Here is a 16,659-nt window from a genome sequence, read left to right on the forward strand (position 1 = left end):
GCCGGTACACCAATTATAAAAACCGCTAAGCCAATAGCGGTCTCGGGAGATACACACTTATGACAACCAATTCCAGGTTGGCGAAATCCATTCGCCTAGCCCTGCTCGCCGGTGCCTCGGCTACCGCTTTCACTCACCACTCAGTCATGGCCCAGGAAGCGCCTGCTGCAGACGGCGTGGAAAAAATTGCCGTAACAGGGTCACGTATTAAGCGTTCAGACATGGAGACAGCACAGCCAGTGTTGCTTATCTCCGCCGAAGATATTTCCCGCTCAGGCTTAACCAGCGTGGGCGATGTGCTCAAGGAAATCGCCACTAACGGCGCATCCCTGGGATTGCAAACCAACAACGGCAACACTAACGGTGTGGTCCGTGTCGACCTGCGTAACTGTGGTGCCAACCGAACTCTGGTGTTGGTAAACGGACGTCGCTGGGTCAGTAGTATCAACGGCGCAGTGGATCTGTCCACTATTCCGCTGCCAGCGATTTCGTCCATTGAAATTCTTAAAGACGGCGCCTCATCCATTTACGGTACTGACGCCATTTGTGGTGTAGTAAACATCCTTACCCGTGATGATTTCCAAGGTGCAGAAGTGGCCGCCTATGTGGGTGAATATGACGAAGGTGACGGACGTCGTGAATCTTACACCTTTACCGTAGGCTCCACAGCGGACAAGAGTTCTGTACTCTTCAGCGCCAACTACACCAAGCAGGAACAAGTGCTGGGTGGAGACAGGGAAATTTCCTCTGTGCCTATTTTCGGTCTGCCAGCCAACGTATCGGCAGCCGGTGGCCGCGCCAGTCCCACCACCCCTTACGGCCGTTTCTCCGCCACTGCCAATGGTGTGGCAGGTGTCTGGACCCTGACGCAGGGAGCCACTGGTTGCGTAGCTAACGAGGAATGTACAGCTTCCGCTTTATCTGATTTCCATATCTATGACGCCAATAAGGATGGTTACAACTTTGCCCCTGTCAACTATCTGCTTCAGCCTACAGAGACCCGCTCTCTGTACACCCAGGGTACCTATGAATTGACTGACAATATCAGGGCCCGCGCGGAAGCCGTGTATGTGAATCGTACATCCGAGGCCCAACTGGCCGCTCAGCCACTGGGTGGGCTGGCCATCGCTGCTGACAACATCTACAACCCCTTCGATCAGGCCATCGCAGGTGGATCCTTCCGACCTATCGTCGCTCCACGTTCTTACGCTGCAGACAACACCACCTGGCGCATCGGTGCAGCATTGGAAGGCGAGTTTGAACTGGCTAATCGAGAGTTCAACTGGGACGTAGCTTATGTCTACAGCGACAATAGCCTGACTCAGTTGAAAAACGGCTTTTTCAACGCCAGTCGTATGGCTACCGCATTGGGATCTTCCCATATCGATTCCAACGGCGTGGCTCGCTGCGGCACTTCTGCTGCTCCCGTTGCAGGCTGTACTCCCTTTAACCTGTTCGGGGGCCCTGGCGGCGTAACCCAGGACATGCTGGACTATGTCACGGTTGCCCCTCGCAACCTCGAATATTCCAAGATGACCAACTATTCAGCCAACATCGGTACCGAGCTGTTTGAGTTGCCAGCAGGCCCGGTGGCTGCAGTCGTGGGTTATGAATACCGTCGTGAATCTGGCTACACCAGCCCCGATCCGCTGACCGTTGCCGGCCAGGTACTGGGTGACAACGCTGCCACCCCCACAGAAGGTGGCTACAATCTGAATGAAGTTTACGCAGAAGCCATTATCCCGCTGCTGGCCGATATGACGATGGTGGAAAGCCTGGAACTGTCGGTGTCAAGCCGTTATTCAGACTACTCCAACTTTGGTGATACCACTAATTCCAGCTACAAGCTGTCCTATCGTCCCATTGAGGAACTGTTGATCCGCGCCAGCTACGGCGAAGGCTTCCGTGCCCCGTCAATTCAGGAGCTGTATCAGGGCCAGAACGACAGCCGCCCGGCTGCTACAGACCCTTGTAGCAGCAACTCAGTGCCTTTCCAGGCCAATGCTGATGTAAGAACACGCTGTGCGGCAGATGGTGTTTCGCCCACTTTCGTTCAAAACGATCCCCAGTTCCGAGCCAAAGTGGGCGGCAACCCGGATCTTCAGCCGGAAGAAGCCGAAACCACAGTATTTGGGTTTGTTTACAGTCCGCAGTTTGTTGAAAACCTCGGCTTCAGCGTGGATTGGTACCGTATTGAACTGGCGAACTTTATCGGCGCCCGCACCGCAGGATATATCGCTAACGCCTGTTATGTCACTGGCATCCAGTCCTACTGTGACCTGATCCAGCGCGACTTTACCGGTACCCTGAACGGCAACCCGGGCGAGATATCCCAATTGCTGTCCCTGAACCAGAACTTCGTTGGAGGCCTGGAGCGTGAAGGGGTGGATATTAACATCGACTATCGCTTCAGCACAGAATACGGCGATTTCCGTATCAACTCAGATACCGCCATCATGCTGTACGAGGGCGATAAGGGTCAACCTAATCGTGGTGAATTGAATGATGACGGTGATATCTCCGAAGGTAACCTTGTGGGTCGACTGGCCACCAACCAATCCGGTGGAGGCGCCAGAAACCGCGTCAAGTCGAACCTGACACTGGCTTGGGATATGGAAGAATGGTCCGCTTCAATTACGGCTCAATATCTGTCCTCCATGGTAGAAAATTGCGCCAATATCGTGACCGCCTCCAATGGCCTTGGTCAGCCTGAACTGAGAAACCTCTGCTCTGATCCTGACCATACCTGGGATACTTTCTCCTTCAAACCAGGCACTATTGAAGTGGTTGTGAATGAAGATCAATCTGCCCCTGAGAACAAATTGGGCTCAGTGGTCTACTGGGATATGCAAGTGGGATGGGAAGCCCCCTGGGATATGCAGGTTACTCTGGGTATCCGCAACCTGTTTGACAAAGAGCCTCCCTATGCCTACTCGGCCTTTGCCAACACCTATGACCCCAGCTACCGTTTACCCGGCCGCTTTGGTTATCTGAGTGTGACGCAAAGATTCTAAGCAGGCATTGCCACGTCAGCTCCTTCTAATGGAGGAGCTTTTTTATTCCAAAGCCATCTGAACAATCAGGTGGCTTTGTCATTGTTCCGGCGGTTTCATTTCTGCATAGAAGTGTGTTTTACCCTCTTCCACCATCAACGCCATAATGTCCCTGATCTTTGCGTGCAGGTTGGCATGTGGGCTTTTCTTCGCCAGGCCCAGATGGGCGGTTTGGGAAACATCTGGCAGCGGCGGTTGAATCGGGATCAGCACACCATGGTATCTGGGCAGGTTGTCGATGGTCCTTTGCAGCAAGTGCAAAGGTCCTATCAGGTATTCCACCTTACGGTGATATAACGCCATCAGGGCCTGATCATCGTCTTCATACCAGTCTATCTGATAACCTGACTGCAGCAACGCCGGTTGAATACCGGCGCTGTAGAGGCGACGCCTGACCAACGCCACGCGATTGGCTTCCGCAGAGGACACAGACAAGGCCTTCACATGGCCGAACCAATGCTCGCTACGGGCTTCATCGAAGGGGATAAGATACAGATAGGTCTGTCGCTGCGGACTATCAAGCAAACCGGTCATCAGGTCTGTTTTGCCTTCCTGCAACAAGCTCAGGCAACGTTCAAAGGGGGTAGGCATACTGTAAGTCAGTTCGAATCCACCCCGCAGGGCCAGTTCCTCCATCATGTCCACCATGGCACCATGTGGTGGCTGCCCTTCAATGTAGTAGTGGCGTGGCGGAAAATGGTCCAGACACCATTCCAGCCTTGGCTTGTCTTGCGCCAAGGCGCCACCAATCAGCGAAAAAGATAAAACAAGCAGAATGGAGCCGCGAGGTACAGGCATAAGCAGTTCCCGTTAAACAGGGTGAATGGTCAGGGCTCACGACTCCAATTAGCGGCCATCTGCCAATATCCTAGCCGGGTTACAGCAACTTTCCAATCAAGCCTGCCAATCGTTGAAGGTAAAAACTCTGTTCACGGCTATTTTCTGTCCGCGCCAGCGCCTTCTCATACTCGATTCTGGCCTGCTCCGGGTCACCCGCCCGGCGATACAGTTCGGCTTTGGCGGAATACAGTAACGCATAGTGGGCGATCTCATCGTGCTTCTGTAATGCATTGAGTTTTGCCAGGCCCTTTTCCTCTCCGGCCAGCATGGCCAGAGCCACGGCCGCATTGATAGCGATCACCGGGTTACCGTCATATTGCATCAACAGGCTGTACAGCGCATTGATCTGCAACCAATCCGTCTGCTCTGCGGATTGGGCCAGACAATGGACGCCGGCAATGGCCGCCTGTAACTGGTAACTGCCGGGCTTTTTCATGCGCAGGGCCTGTTCCAGCCTGGCGTCGGCCTGCTCGATCAAATTCCTGTCCCAGAGACTCCGGTCCTGCTCTTGCAGCAATACAGGGTTACCCTGTTTGTCAGCTCTGGCGTTGCGCCTGGCCAGGTTGAACTCCATCAGTGAGACCAGCCCCATACATTCCGTTTGTTCCGGCAGCATCTCCAGCACCAGGTTGCCCAGACGCAGCGCCTCGGCAGCCAGATCCACCTCATCCTGAGCCTCATGCCACTCTTGCTGATAGCCGCTGGTAAACAGCAGATAGATGACTTTGAGCACGGCATCAAGACGTTCAGGTAGCTGCTTTTGCTGTGGGATAACAAACCCTATGCCGGCGGACTTAAGCTTGCTTTTGGCCCGGGTCAGACGCTGCTCCAGACTGGAAGTGCTAAGCAGCAGTGCATTGGCTATCTGTCGGGTGGTCAGTCCGCACACCGCATACAGGGTTAATGCCAGCCGGTTTTCATAGGCGATGGCCGGATGGCAGCAGGTAAAAATCAGTTTAAGTAATTCATCATTAAAAGGATGAGCATCAAATGCCTCAGACTGGTCATCCTGAATTGCCAGGGCCTGTATCAGACGGGATTTGGCCAGGCTCACTTGCTGGTGCCTGAGTCGATCGATAGCCAGATGTCTGGCCGTCACCCTGAGCCAGCCCCCGGGATTGTCGGGCAGGTCTTTTGGCCAGCTTTTCAGCGCCAAGGCCAGGCTGTCGTGCCAGATTTCTTCGGCGACGCTCAAATCCCGCAGCAATCCAGTCAGCCAGGCCAACATCTGACCGGTTTGCTGTCGGTACAAATGCTCAAGCAGTTTATCCGGGGAAAGACAGAAGGCTTGCTTAACTTTCATATTGACCTGTGTTGAAAGCTGAGCACGCCCTACTCTTCCTGAAACCACAAGGGGCGAATTTCTATACTGCCGATCTCGGCACTGGGGATCCTCCCGGCCACTTCCATGGCATGGTCCAGATCCCGGCAGTCCACCAGAAAGAAACCGCCCAGTTGTTCTCGGGTTTCGGCGAAAGGGCCGTCACTGACCAGCCTGTTGCCGTCGCGCATCTGCACAGTGGTAGCTGTTTCCACCGGCGATAATCGCTCGCCGCTTAGGTACACCCCTTCTTTTTCCAGTTCACTGATCAGTTGGTTATATCTGGTCATCAGGCGCTCTTCGTCCTGCTGAGCGTCGAGTTTCTCATCCGTGTAAATCATCAACAGATACTTCATCTTTTATCCTTGGGCATAGGTAATGGCCGATAAAGTAGCACCCTGAGGGTCCTGAAACAGCATAAACCTGCCGACACCGGGAATATCGGTAGGCTGCACCAGCATTGTCCCGCCCAGCATCTCCACCCTGGCCGGCAAGGCATCCACATCCTCCACCGTCACATAGTTGCCCCAATGTGGCGGTGTTCCCGCCGCCTGGGCGGGAATAGCCATGACCCCGGCAATCTTGTTCTCGCCGATTCTGGCCACATGATAGTGGCCGTCGGGCATGTCCATGCTGTCGAACTGCCAGCCAAACAACTCGCCATAAAAGCCCCGGGCCGACTCTGGGTCCTGCGTCATCAGTTCGGCCCAACTAAAGGCACCGTGTGTTGCAAATGCATTCATCTGTGTTCTCCTGTGATAGTCGAGTTACAATCCCCCGACTGATACACTGACGAACCAGTACTACGATTTTAGACAGACCACAGAATTATTTTCCATGCGGCTTCCTTCCCCTATCCAACTTGAACAGGTGCAGCAGCGCCTCGATGACTGTCTTGCCCTTGTCCAGGAGCAGCTAAAATTCACTCCGCCAAGGCCTCTGCTGACGTTTACCCAGCGGGGCCGAATTGCCGGCACAGCCCGATTACAGGCCAACGAAATCAGACTGAACCCCGTTTTGCTCAGGGACAATCTGCATGAATTCCTGGAAGAAGTGATCCCTCATGAGCTGTGCCATCTGCTGGTCTGGCAGCTTCACGGCCGGGGCACCAAAGCCCGGCCCGTGCGTCCCCACGGTGCCCAGTGGAAACAACTAATGTGGGAAGTGTTCGGTCTCAAAGGTTCCGCCTGCCATCGCATGGATGTCAGCAAGGTGCAGGGACGGCAATTCAACTATCAGTGCCGCTGCGGGCCGGTAAAGTTGTCAGTACGTCGCCACAACCGGGTTCAGCAAGGGGTCACATACATCTGCAGGCATTGCCGGCAAAGCTTACAAGCAGCCTGAGCTATCGCCGGCAGATTGAAGGCGGTTTTTGGCTTCGATCCACTGAGCCATATACTGGGTAGATTTCAGGGTATGGTGCCGCAGCATGGCGCCGTAGAAATTCTCCTGCCGTTCCTGTTCCAGTTGACTGCACAGTTGCTCAATGCGGTTGAGTAACGGCTGACCGTGCCCGGCCAGGCTGAAGCGCCTGGGAATCAGCTCACGGCTGTTATCGCTCAGGGATTGCCATAGGATTTCTTCCTGGTACAGGCTGATGGCCAGTTGCACAAATTCGTCAGGATCATCACTGATCAGCAGACCGGAAGGCAAACTCCCGTATAAGCCTTCTGCCCCGATGGAACTGGTTACGGCCGGTGTACCGCAAGCGGCGGCATCCACCAGCTTGCCCTTGAGGCCCGCACCGAAGCGAAGCGGCGCCAGCATTACCCTGGCCTTTGCTATTACCCCCCGGGCGTCATCCACCCAGCCTTTCACCAAAAAACCCTGTGCCGGATTATGCAGTTGCTCCACTTTGGGTGAAGGATAGGCCCCGTAGATATGCAGCTCGGCATCCGGCAACTGACGACGAATGGCCGGCCAAAGCTCTTTGAGATAGCGCACCGCATCCCAGTTGGGGGCATGGCGGAAATTGCCGATGCTGATAAAATGTCTCCGTGCGGCAAAGTCGTTGCTGGCCACCTCATTGTCCTCATCCAGCATAAACGGACTGTAATGAAGCAGTTGCCCGGGTACCTGAAATTGTTGGGTCAACCACCCCAGTTCAAATTCTGAAATGACCAGACTCAGATCACAACGCAGAATGGCGGCAATTTCACGCTTGGCCAGTTCATTGCAAATATGTTCCCTTGCCAGCGGTTTGCCCTCCCTGAAAGCCAGATGACGGGCGTGGCGCAGGCTGTGGATATCCTCAGTATCCAGAATCCTCACCGCATTGGGGCAGCAGCTCTCTACCCGCCAACCGAACTGCTCTTCCATCATAAAGCGGTCGAACATCACCAGGTCGGGGGCAAGATGGCGGATATAATCATCGAAGGAACTGCAGTTGAGGGTCAGGGGAACGGCTTCCACGCCGATGGCTGACAGGTCGATGGCATGCTGGCTGCTTTGGGCAGGCGACCCATAGACCACGTTCCAGCCGGCCCGCTGGAATAATTGCAGCAACTGCAGCATGCGAGTACCGGCCGCAGAGGAATTGGGCTCCGGCCACACATAGCCGATAAAAAGGGCCTGTTTGTCTTTCATAGTCTTTACCCCGCCAACTAACGAATTAATCCATATTATCATTGCGCAAACAGCGGCATTAAGCCTATTTTTGTCAGTAACTTACGCGGAGAACAGCATGGAACAGAATCTGAAAGAGAAGACCGGAAAAGATCTGCAGGAATGGAAAGCCCTGCTGGCACCCAAAGGATTGGCCAGGCATGGAGAAATCCTCGCTTATCTGAAAACAGAGCATGGTCTGACACATGGTTATGCCAATCTTATTTCACTCAAGTTTCGCGAAGCAGATGCGGCTTCGCACAGCGACGAAGATCTGCTGGCCGGCCAGTATCAGGGTAAAGAGGACCTTAGAGCTATTTACCAGAAATTGCACGATGCAATCCTTACGCTTGGGAACGATATTGAGGTTGCGCCCAAGAAAGCGGCGGTGAGCTTCAGGCGCAAGCGCCAGTTTGCCCTGGTGCAACCTTCCACCCGATCCCGCATTGATTTGGGATTGAAGTTTAATAACCGCCCTCATGGAGGGCGGCTTGAAACATCCGGTCCCTTCGGCAGCATGTGCACACACCGGGTCCAGTTGACTGACATCAGCCAAATCGATGATCAACTACTGGACTGGCTCAACGCCGCTTACCAGGAAGCGGGTTGACAGAAAAGCGACCAATCAGAGGGTTGGCAATTCCGTCTCTGTTTCCCCGGTCAGGGAGTCACCCACCGATAAGGCTTCCTGACCATTATGGGCAGGAAGGATCGGGGCAAGATACTCACGGGTGCGCTGCCACCAGTACTGGGCTTCCTGATAATTACCCCGGCTTTCCAGCGCCTGGGCAATATTAATATAAGCCGGCAGCAACCCGATGCGTGCTTCCAGTCTTTGCTTCCACAAGGCCAGGTACAGGGGCGGGATCATTTCCTGGTCATGGTATTCCATAAAGGTCAGCTTGCTGCTTGCCTTGTATGCCTGCATAGGATGATTGTTGCAGGTTCTGGCTTTGGCCAGGGTCCACTCCTGCCCGGAGTCACGCCAGGTAGAGAGCTTCTGAGGCAATTCTTCGCTGTCCATAACCATCACCAGATTTGGCGCCGAGCTGGCGGGATGGCAGATATTCTCGGCCATTGAACTTGACAGGGGATACTCATCCACAAAGCCGGCAAAATGGGCCAGTTCATGGACGAACACCGAGTAAGAATCGCCCAGATCCAAATACATAATACCGTTGTGAACATTGGCCTTGCCCCGTTCGGCCAGGATCAGCAAATGGGTAAAATCTTCGGCCAGGGGCAACCTGGTGAGATCGCCGGCATCACAGCCTAGTCTGCGCCCCCCCTGCCAGTCCTCCTCACATTGCAGCGCAGTGGCCTTAACCCAAACCGGTTCGAGCAGACAGATGGGCAACTGGGCCAGACGCTTATCGCGGGCAAACTGCTCGGCCAGTTGCGTTAACTGCTGCATGTTGTCCAGGGACAATACGACGGGTTGCAGCCGGATAACACATTGTTCCTTGTTCAAATCGACCAGATGCGGCCCCACGCTCACCGCCTTCTTACCCGGCCAGTAGCGACTGATTAGTTGCAGGTAGTCAGCGGCCGGCTGACTGCCCATGGCCTGAGCCCGCCTGAACCAGTCCCGAGCCTCGTCAAACTGTTCATCCCGCCAGCGCCGCTTAGCCAACAACAGAGCACTTTGTGGGTCTTCAGGTGCGGCCTTTTGCAGCCATGGCAGGGCCTCGTCAAGCTGCTCGTTGACGATCAGCCATTGATAGAGGGAAATGATGGCGGGCAAATAGTCCTGCTCGGCCGACAGCCGCAGCCACTCTTCACGGTGGACCGGGGAGTCCGTCAACAGGGCCACTTCATGCTGGGCGGCAGCATGGCCTGCCGATGCGGCTTTGCCCATCAGTCGTTGATAGCGGACTTCATCGGTTTCTTTGAGGGCCAGTTGATAGTAAGACTGGGCATCCCCCTGCCGGGCTGCCTGTTGCAACCAATAGGGATCCTGCCTTTGCTGTGCCACCTGGCTCAATCGATCGAGGGCTTCATCGGAGCCCAGTCCAATGGCCCGGTATAACTCAACAGGATCGTCCTGTCCCTGGGCCAGTAACAGGGGCAGATAGTGCTGCTGGCTGGCGAACAGGATAGAAGCCCCCGCCACGGAGACCAGCAACAGACGCAATATTTTCAGCACAGGGCTACCTCACTGGGTCTTCATTCTGGCGCGGGCTTTTTCCCGCAGCAGATCCAACTCCAGTCTGGCATAGCGATGTTCGACAAACTCGTAGACGTTGGTGCTCAGGGCCAGCTTGAAATAGTTTGACGCCACGGCCTTCTGACCTTTTGCCGCGTGGAACTTGCCAAGGTAAAAATAGGCTTCGCACAGACGATTGGCCAGTTCCTGTTGATTTTTAATATTCACCAACAGGTTGGATAACAATTGACCTTCATTGATGGTGCCCAGAAACAGATCCACAAGTTGGGTCGCCCAGTTGCTGGCGCTCAGTGAGGCACGGCTTTGTTTCAGATTGGCTTTGGCTTGTTTGGCGTCCACTTCTGACTCTGCGATATAAGTCCAGAGGGCGCGGTACGGGTCACTTTCATCCTTGTGATAGAACTGATTCAGATCCTCCACTGCCAGTTCCGGACGACCGCCGTAATACAGGGCTATCCCCCGGTTTAGGAAGGCATAGTCATGGCCCGGGTCGATATCGAGGGTGGCGTCGAAGGCTTCATAGGCAAGGATAAACTCCATGTTCTGGGTATGATGGATGCCAATGAAATTATAAGCTTCCGCCATGTTCGGCTTGAGCTTGAGGGCCATGGAAAAATCAAACTGTGCCAGTCCGGGCAGGCCGACGCTGTCATACAGCATGCCACGCTGATACAACAAATCGGCACGCTGGCTGTCGTCCAATTCCACCTGGCCGAGGATTTGATTGTATCTGGCCAGCGCCATCTGGCTGCGCATATTAGCCGGCATGGGTTCAACCAGGATCAGGTTGCCCATCTGACCATTGCCGGCTGAATACTGGCCCATGGAACTGCAAGCCACACTGGACAAGGCCAGCACCGAAACAAAAAGCGTTTTAAAAATATTCATAAACCAATCTTGTTGCTGTCCTTTAAGTGAAGGGAACATCCTTTTCCATGCCCTTATACCGGTAATTCCGCCAAGCATAAAGGACTTTACTGTTGCAAATTATCTATCTGGCAACGCCGGAAAACAATGTCGTCAAAAGACGTCAGGCCCGGAAATCTGTACCAAAAAAACAAAATGGCATCCGAAGATGCCATTTCTCTCTAACTGCGCTCAGAGCAAAAAGCTTAGTCCTGGGACTCGTCGGCTCTGTCTTCAGCAGACGCAGCAGGTTTTTCCAACAGTTCTTTGATGCTGAGACGGATGCGGTTCTGACGGTCGATTTCCATCACCTTCACATCAACCATCTGACCTTCCTTGAGGTAGTCAGTCACCTTGGCCACACGCTCGTGAGCAATCTGGGAAATATGCACCAGACCTTCCTTGCCGGGCAGGACTTCAACAAAAGCGCCAAAGTCTACGCAACGGGTCACTTTACCGTGATAGGTTTTGCCCACTTCCACATCGGCCGTGATGCCTTCGATCATATCGATGGCGATCTGGGCCTTGGCGCGTTCGGTAGCAAAGATCTTGATGGTGCCGTCGTCTTCGATCTCGATGTTGGTATCGGACTTTTCGGTGATGGTACGAATCACCGCACCGCCTTTACCGATCACTTCACGGATCTTGTCCTGATCGATCTTGATGGTGTAAATGCGCGGCGCGAACTCGGACATCTCTTCACGGTGGCCGCTGATAGCCTGATCCATGACACCCAGGATATGCAGACGGGCTTCTTTGGCCTGTTTCAGTGCAATCTGCATGATTTCCTTGGTGATACCTTCGATCTTGATATCCATCTGCAAGGCGGTGACACCGGCGCTGGTGCCGGCCACTTTAAAGTCCATGTCACCCAGGTGATCTTCATCACCCAGAATGTCTGACAATACGACGAACTTGTCGTCGCTCTTGACCAGGCCCATGGCAATACCGGCCACGGAAGCCTTAATTGGCACACCCGCGTCCATCAGCGCCAAAGAGGTACCACAGACAGAGGCCATGGAAGATGAACCGTTGGACTCAGTGATTTCAGACACCACCCGTACCACATAGGGGAATTCTTCCTCAGAAGGCATAACAGCCTGGATACCACGCTTGGCCAGACGACCGTGACCTATTTCACGGCGCTTGGGTGATCCCATCATGCCGGTCTCGCCCACACAATAAGGAGGGAAGTTGTAGTGCAGCATAAAGCGGCTGTCAGTGCGGCCACCCAGCTCGTCAATCATCTGCGCATCACGCTCTGTTCCCAGGGTGGCAGCAACGATGGCCTGGGTCTCACCACGGGTGAAAAGGGCAGAACCGTGCGTACGCGGCAGGATACCGGTCGCTACGTCGAGGGCACGGATCATCTGAGGATCACGGCCATCGATGCGTGGCTCGCCATTGAGAATACGCGAACGAACCACTTCACTTTCCAGCTCATGCAGAAGCTCTTTCACTTCCTTGGCATCCTGCTCCGGATTCTCTTCGAGGATCTGTGCAGCAACCTTATCGGTTAGCGCGGTCACGGCATCTTTACGGGCCATCTTGTCGGAAATCTGGTAGGCCTGGCTCATTTCGGCTTCGGCCAGTGCCTTGATCTTGTCCTTGAGGGCTGTGTTTTCAGCTTCTGGCTGCCAGTCCCACTTGGGTGTATTCACTTGGGCGGCAAATTCATTAACCGCAGTCACAACAGTTTGCAGCTCATCGTGGCCATATACGACAGCGCCCAGCATCACTTCTTCTGACAAGACTTTAGCTTCGGATTCCACCATCAGCACGGCGCCCTGGGTACCGGCAACCACCAGATCCAGTTCGCTGTCAGCCTGCTCAGAGACACGGGTGTTGAGGATATACTGACCATCCTTGTAACCCACCCGGGCGGCGCCGATTGGACCATTGAACGGGATCCCGGAAATGGCCAGGGCCGCAGAGGTACCGATCATGGAAATGATATCAGTGGGAATATCCGGATTGGCGGACATGACAGTGATGACCACCTGCACTTCATTCTTGAAACCTTCCGGAAACAGAGGGCGGATAGGACGGTCGATCAGACGAGCGGTCAGGGTCTCATTTTCAGAGGGACGGCCTTCACGCTTGAAAAAACCGCCGGGGATTTTACCGGCAGCGTAAGTCTTTTCCTGATAATTGACTGTCAGGGGGAAAAAATCCTGATCTGCCTTGGCTTCTTTTTTACCAACAACAGTTACCAGAACTGCCGTGTCATCCATGCTGGCCATAACGGCAGCCGTGGCTTGGCGAGCAATCACACCAGTCTCTAAGGTGACAGTGTGCTGACCATATTGAAAAGTCTTAGTAATCGGAGTCACTTTGTTATCCTTTCAGGGAACCGCTGGCCTGTCGGAGACAGTATCGGACGCACCCGCTTCACCAAACTGGCTTGGAACAGGCTTTTTATCCATCCTTTACTGCCCCTGTCATTCACCAGAGGCTCTTACATTGATATTTGCTTTCGCTTTTTAACGCGGCGCATAGTATAGCGGCTAAGGTGGTCTAAAAACAGGGAAAATTCTGTGACATCCCCCCGTCCGCTGAGGGACGCAGCAGTCTCTTTTCGGGCTGGCTTTGCGGCAGGTTGTCCGTCAGGATCACTGACCTCTTACTTAGTTATTCACCTGCAACGCCTCACCGTACTTTGCCACCAGCGCGTTGCGCTCAGCCCTGGGCAGGCCTTTGACAACCAGTCCGTAGGAATGGTCAATCATCCGCTGGATTTCGCCTGCGGGAATGGAGCCATCCAGCCTGATGGTATTCCAATGCAACTTGTTCATATGGTAACCAGGCAGGACTGCGTCAAACATATCCCTTAGCATCAGGGCCTGCTGTGGATCGCATTTGAGGTTCATTCTGCCTTCACCCTGTTCCACGGACAGGGTGGCGAACATTTTGTTGCGAATTTTCATTACCGCCACCTCAGGTCCGAAGGGAAAATCCTCCCGGGCTTCGGGTTTGGCAAGCAGGTAACTTCGGGTTAAAGCAAAATCCATTTGTGCATTCCAGGCTGGTTAGACAGCCACAACATAAAACAGACAATCGGTGGTGGCAATATCGACCCGTGGCGTCGCCATAAAAATGCGCAGCGGCACCCGGCTGACCAGGCAGTCTCCCTTAACTGAAAACAGATTGCGTGACACCTCCTCGCCCCGCTCATTTCTGACCGCCAGCATCTCCAGCCCCGCCTCCCCCAGTCTGCCGAGTAACGTCCCTGCGGCTGCTGTGCCAGAGTTAAGTGACTCGATATCAGGTCTCAGGCACAGATCGGCTGCTCCGCTGGCTGTATCAGCATATTCCAGGCGAAACCCTCTTCGTAACTCCACCCGCAAGGGCGCACGGAGCACCTGGACAGGGGACAGCCCGGCCGGTCGCCGCCAGTCCTGTGCATCACACAGGCTTTTAATGCCCAGATAGGCAGTCTGGTGAGAGTGACGCTGACCGGCGCCGCCACATTCGATGGTTACATTGGGGCAGCCAAAATCCTGTTCCATCAGCGCGCCAATGCGTAATCCGGTCAGTATCATGGTGTCGGTGAAATAGCCGGCCAATGCACGCTCCGAGTCGCCGTCCCTGACGCTTACAGCAAAGGCGGGCCCCTCTCCTGAGGTATTGTGCAAGTCCAGCAGCACCTCGGGCCTGAGTTCACGAATCGCCTGCATGATGGCCCGGCCACGCTGGTAAACGGGCCCGTGCCCCGGCTGGCCAAAACAGCGGTTCAAATCCTCCTCTTCGGCCAGGTATCGGGTGGTAAACAACGGCGTCTTTCTGGCTGCCTGCACCGATGCCAGGATAAAACACAGATTGGTCGCCGGCTGGTGCCCTTCGCTCAACCAGCGATGCAAAGCAATAAAGCCAGAAGGTTCGTTGCCATGTACCAGGGTACTGATCATCCGGCAACGGCTCTGGTCCCTGCCCTTTACGTCAATCAGAGTGGGTCCGCGTAAGCCGTGCAAAAAGGCCTGCGGGCTGTCGCCCAGCTTCAACTCCCCCGCGCCAAACCTGTCCAGTATGCCGGTCAGCATTCAGGCGATCCTCGGCCACTGGCTGACCGGGATGCAGCTTCTGGCATGGTGGACATATCGTTTGACCATCTGCTGGCAGGCTTCATCCCGGTTTGACCTGACCTCCAGGGTTTTGAGGGTCTGTCTCTGCCATCTGGCTCCGGTCACGCCGCTGTCAATCCGCTCGGCAATAATCCCCAGAAACTGCTTGATATCAGAAGCATCCACCCCTAACCCCTGCAGACCTCGTCGTGCCGTATCCAGTATGGGTTCAAACAAATCCCGGATTGGCACTTCAACAAGCTGATGGGTATGGGGTCTGGGCCAGACAATGCTGGCGTCCATACCCTGCTGGGCAGCCCGGTAGAAATTGTACTCCGCATGCCGGAACGGCAAAGCCGCCATCATATCTTCCATGTCAGCGGCAAAGCCTGCCGCCAGGCCGATAGCAAAAGCCGCGTTGGCCACCATATCCAGGGAAGTGGGCCCGGCGGGGATAGCCCGCATTTCCATCCTGACATGCCCGCTGCCCTGGGCACTGTAAACTGGTCGGTTCCAGGGCCAGATAGTGCCCATATGCACGGCCAGTTCATCCAAAGCCGGCAGGCGGTTCATTCCCCTTGCTTCAGACGATGATTCCCGGCTTAAAACAGGCAACAGCGGCGGGTTCAGCGCCACCGCTTCGGCAAACAGCTCCCAGCTGTCCCGTCGTACCCAGCCATAGCCAAAGCCAACCCGACTGGGCCGCCGCCATCTGGCTTTGTCGTCAGGCAGGCGCACGTCCAGGGCCTGTTTGAATAAGGCCACCCGGGTCTCATCCCAGCTCAGCCTGCCCAACAGGATGGGGGAATTGGCTGACACCGCCGTTACAAAAGGCTGAGTCAACTGAGCTGCATTAAAGGTACTGGCAAACTTGTCATGTGCCATCATCATATGCACCTGGAACGAGGTGTTGGCACCCTCGGCTGTCACATCGTCACAGGTTACCGACACCGGCTCCTCACCGTTGATATTGAGCTGGAATGCCTCCCCCCGCTGTTCATACAAACGCCGGGCAAGGGCCTGATATCTCGGCAGCGGGGTCATGAATTCTTTTTTCAGGTGATGCTGTCGCAGAGTCGGCAATATACCTATGGCGACAATATTGGTATCGATTTCTGCCGCGATGCGCTCCAGATAGCCGGTCTTGTCCAGGATCTCCTGGCGCATCAGGCTGAAAGGCCTTCCCTGTAACTCAAATACGGACAGATTGAGTTCCATATTGTAACGGTTCAACTCGGCCTGAAACTGCTTGTCGTCCGCAGCTTCCAACAGTTCCAGGTTGCAAGGCGCCACCCGGGCTTCATTGTCTACCAGATACATTTCCAGCTCAGCGCCTATTTTCAGCGGATCCTGGCCAAATCCCTGTTGACGGATCAGCTTTTTGAGCACACCGAGCTGGGCCTCCAGCCGGGAGGAGAACGCGGAAAAGTCTGACTGGGAAAAAGAACCGTCTTCGATGGGATTGCCCATAGTCCCTCTCTGAATGTTGATAACTTCAGAGTTAACAATAGATTAGGAAGTGCGGCAGGGACAATGACAGGGCAAAAAACAAAACCCGGCCTAAGCCGGGTTTGGTCTGCGGCTCTTCATCATTAACGGGGGACATCAGCATTCATTAAACTGATTTTGCGAAGATCATTTAATGGAGATAAGCCGATGTCCCACGCAGGTGCCATTTTAGGCATAACTGAACTAGAAATCGAACGA

14 protein-coding genes are annotated in these 16,659 nt (G+C 54.6%); 3 read left to right on the top strand and 11 right to left on the bottom strand.

The window, feature by feature from the left end; genetic code table 11:
• The first annotated feature begins 59 nt into the window (after positions 1-59).
• On the top strand, positions 60-3,014 hold the full coding sequence (locus J0A66_RS20285; RefSeq protein ID WP_206575693.1) for a TonB-dependent receptor domain-containing protein: 2,955 nt from the start codon (positions 60-62) through the stop codon (positions 3,012-3,014).
• Between the two features lie 78 nt (positions 3,015-3,092).
• On the opposite strand, the gene J0A66_RS20290 is transcribed toward J0A66_RS20285, so the two are convergent.
• The 4 genes from J0A66_RS20290 to J0A66_RS20305 all read right to left on the bottom strand — a co-directional run bounded on the left by J0A66_RS20290 (position 3,093) and on the right by J0A66_RS20305 (position 5,957).
• A complete protein-coding gene (locus tag J0A66_RS20290) occupies positions 3,093-3,851 on the bottom strand; it encodes a substrate-binding periplasmic protein (protein ID WP_206575694.1) in 759 nt (252 codons plus the stop codon).
• A gap of 79 nt (positions 3,852-3,930) precedes the next feature.
• The gene (locus J0A66_RS20295; protein ID WP_206575695.1) at positions 3,931-5,196 is read right to left on the bottom strand and encodes an RNA polymerase sigma factor; all 1,266 of its coding nucleotides are present in this window, start codon (positions 5,194-5,196) and stop codon (positions 3,931-3,933) included.
• Between the two features lie 29 nt (positions 5,197-5,225).
• On the bottom strand, positions 5,226-5,570 hold the full coding sequence (locus tag J0A66_RS20300) for a YciI family protein (RefSeq protein WP_206575696.1): 345 nt from the start codon (positions 5,568-5,570) through the stop codon (positions 5,226-5,228).
• A 3-nt stretch (positions 5,571-5,573) separates the two neighbouring features.
• Positions 5,574-5,957, bottom strand: a complete 384-nt coding sequence (locus J0A66_RS20305; protein WP_206575697.1) for a VOC family protein — start codon at positions 5,955-5,957, stop codon at positions 5,574-5,576.
• A gap of 94 nt (positions 5,958-6,051) precedes the next feature.
• On the opposite strand from J0A66_RS20305, the gene J0A66_RS20310 reads away from it, so the two are divergent.
• Positions 6,052-6,558, top strand: coding sequence for a SprT family zinc-dependent metalloprotease (locus J0A66_RS20310; protein ID WP_206575698.1), 507 nt, complete (start codon positions 6,052-6,054; stop codon positions 6,556-6,558).
• Here the strand turns inward: J0A66_RS20310 and J0A66_RS20315 are convergent.
• Positions 6,544-7,800: a glycosyltransferase gene (locus J0A66_RS20315; protein WP_206575699.1), complete on the bottom strand. Its 1,257-nt coding sequence runs from the start codon at positions 7,798-7,800 to the stop codon at positions 6,544-6,546. The two genes, J0A66_RS20310 and J0A66_RS20315, sit on opposite strands and share 15 nt — an antisense overlap.
• Positions 7,801-7,897: 97 nt before the next feature.
• Here J0A66_RS20315 and J0A66_RS20320 point away from each other — a divergent pair, with 97 nt between their 5' ends.
• Positions 7,898-8,428: a DUF5655 domain-containing protein gene (locus J0A66_RS20320; RefSeq protein ID WP_206575700.1), complete on the top strand. Its 531-nt coding sequence runs from the start codon at positions 7,898-7,900 to the stop codon at positions 8,426-8,428.
• 15 nt (positions 8,429-8,443) lie between these two features.
• Here the strand turns inward: J0A66_RS20320 and J0A66_RS20325 are convergent, their stop codons facing one another.
• The 6 genes from J0A66_RS20325 to J0A66_RS20350 all read right to left on the bottom strand — a co-directional run bounded on the left by J0A66_RS20325 (position 8,444) and on the right by J0A66_RS20350 (position 16,422).
• A complete protein-coding gene (locus tag J0A66_RS20325) occupies positions 8,444-9,964 on the bottom strand; it encodes a tetratricopeptide repeat protein (protein WP_206575701.1) in 1,521 nt (506 codons plus the stop codon).
• A 9-nt stretch (positions 9,965-9,973) separates the two neighbouring features.
• The gene (gene nlpI / locus J0A66_RS20330) at positions 9,974-10,873 is read right to left on the bottom strand and encodes a lipoprotein NlpI (RefSeq protein ID WP_206575702.1); all 900 of its coding nucleotides are present in this window, start codon (positions 10,871-10,873) and stop codon (positions 9,974-9,976) included.
• Between the two features lie 224 nt (positions 10,874-11,097).
• Positions 11,098-13,224 carry a polyribonucleotide nucleotidyltransferase gene (gene pnp, locus J0A66_RS20335; RefSeq protein ID WP_206575703.1) on the bottom strand — a complete coding sequence of 709 codons (2,127 nt, stop codon included), beginning with the start codon at positions 13,222-13,224 and terminating at the stop codon, positions 11,098-11,100.
• A gap of 294 nt (positions 13,225-13,518) precedes the next feature.
• Complete coding sequence (locus tag J0A66_RS20340; protein ID WP_206575704.1) at positions 13,519-13,902, bottom strand: MmcQ/YjbR family DNA-binding protein; 384 nt, start codon at positions 13,900-13,902, stop codon at positions 13,519-13,521.
• 18 nt (positions 13,903-13,920) lie between these two features.
• Positions 13,921-14,931, bottom strand: coding sequence for a M14 family metallopeptidase (locus tag J0A66_RS20345; protein WP_206575705.1), 1,011 nt, complete (start codon positions 14,929-14,931; stop codon positions 13,921-13,923).
• Entirely contained in the window at positions 14,932-16,422 is a 1,491-nt protein-coding gene (locus J0A66_RS20350; protein WP_206575706.1) for a glutamate-cysteine ligase family protein, read from the bottom strand.
• Between the last annotated feature and the right edge of the window lie 237 nt (positions 16,423-16,659).

The sequence above is a fragment of the Bowmanella dokdonensis genome (assembly GCF_017254865.1).
Classification (GTDB): domain Bacteria; phylum Pseudomonadota; class Gammaproteobacteria; order Enterobacterales; family Alteromonadaceae; genus Bowmanella; species Bowmanella dokdonensis.